This is a genomic window from Robinsoniella sp. (assembly GCF_034124845.1).
The window spans coordinates 19,833-21,379 of sequence record NZ_JAWYAJ010000357.1 but is presented as its reverse complement, the minus strand read 5'-3'; the positions used below and the strand labels follow the sequence as shown (position 1 = coordinate 21,379).

Genomic DNA, 1,547 nt, shown 5'->3' with positions numbered 1-1,547 from the left:
TGCAATTTACAATTCACGGTGCTATAATGAACAAGATGATGAATAAATTACTAGAGTATGAGTGGGCGAAAGTCCACTCATCTTTATTGTGTAGAACAGAAAGGCGATGCAGATGACGAAAAAAGAAATCTATGAGCAGAAAACAGAAGAAATCCTCTTACCAATTGTGCAGGAACATGCATTTGAACTGGTTGATGTGGAATATGTGAAGGAGGGTGGAAGCTGGTACCTGCGCGCATATATCGACAAAGAAGGCGGTATCGCAATTGATGACTGTGAAGTAGTGAGCCGTGCATTAAGTGAAATATTAGACCAGAAGGATTTTATTGAAGATGCTTATATCCTGGAAGTGAGTTCTCCCGGACTTGGAAGGCCGCTGAAAAAGGAGAAAGATTTCGAACGAAGTATGGGGGAAGAAGTAGAGATCCGTACTTATCGTGCTTTTAATAAACAAAAAGAATTCGTCGGAATCTTATGTGCCTATGATAAAGAGAGCGTAACTATTGAATTAGAAGACAAAGAAGAAATGAAGTTTGAGAAATCGGATATTGCGCTGATCAGGCTGGCGTTCGATTTCTAATCAAGGAGGAAAAATATAATCATGAATAACGAATTGTTAGAAGCGCTGAATATTCTGGAAAAGGAGAAGAACATCAGCAAAGATACTTTGCTGGAGGCAATCGAACAGTCACTGATTCAGGCATGCAAAAACCACTTTGGTAAAGCAGACAACGTAAAAGTTTCCATTAACCCGGATACCTGTGAGTACCATGTATTTATGGAAAAGACAGTGGTAGAAAAAGTAGAAGACAGCGTTATGGAGATCAGTCTTGTGAATGCAATGATGATTGATTCCAAGTATGATATTGGTGATATTGTAAATGTGGAAGTTAAATCCAAAGAGTTTGGACGTATTGCCACACAGAACGCAAAGAACGTTATTTTACAGAAAATCCGTGAAGAAGAGCGTAAAGTACTCTTTAATCAGTACTATGGCAAAGAAAAAGATGTGGTTACCGGTATTGTTCAAAGATATCTTGGCAAGAATGTAAGTATCAATATGGGCAAGGTTGACGCAATCTTAAATGAAAATGAAATGGTGAAGGGTGAAGTCTTTAAACCTACAGAACGTATTAAAGTGTATGTGCTGGAAGTAAAGGATACTCCAAAAGGACCTAAAATTTTGGTATCCAGAACACATCCGGAACTGGTAAAACGTCTCTTTGAATCCGAAGTAACAGAAGTAAAAGACGGAACCGTTGAGATTAAAAGTATCGCAAGAGAAGCAGGAAGCAGAACCAAAATCGCAGTATGGTCAAACAACTCTGATGTAGATCCGGTTGGTGCATGTGTGGGATTAAACGGTGCAAGGGTTAACACCATTGTAAATGAACTCAGAGGGGAAAAGATCGATATCATCAACTGGGATGAGAATCCTGCAATACTTATTGAAAATGCCTTAAGCCCTGCAAAAGTGATCTCCGTTATCGCTGATAACGATGAGAAAACCGCCAAAGTTGTAGTTCCGGATTACCAGTTGTCACTGG

2 protein-coding genes are annotated in these 1,547 nt (G+C 39.3%); both read left to right on the top strand.

All coding sequences use genetic code 11. The features are described 5' to 3' along the window. Window positions 1-112 precede the first annotated feature (112 nt). Window positions 113-580 carry a ribosome maturation factor RimP gene (gene rimP / locus ACH2DQ_RS18000; protein WP_394916210.1) on the top strand — a complete coding sequence of 156 codons (468 nt, stop codon included), beginning with the start codon at window positions 113-115 and terminating at the stop codon, window positions 578-580. A gap of 21 nt (window positions 581-601) precedes the next feature. Next, the coding region (gene nusA, locus ACH2DQ_RS17995) for a transcription termination factor NusA (RefSeq protein ID WP_395027736.1) at window positions 602-1,547 on the top strand (946 nt) is incomplete at its 3' end.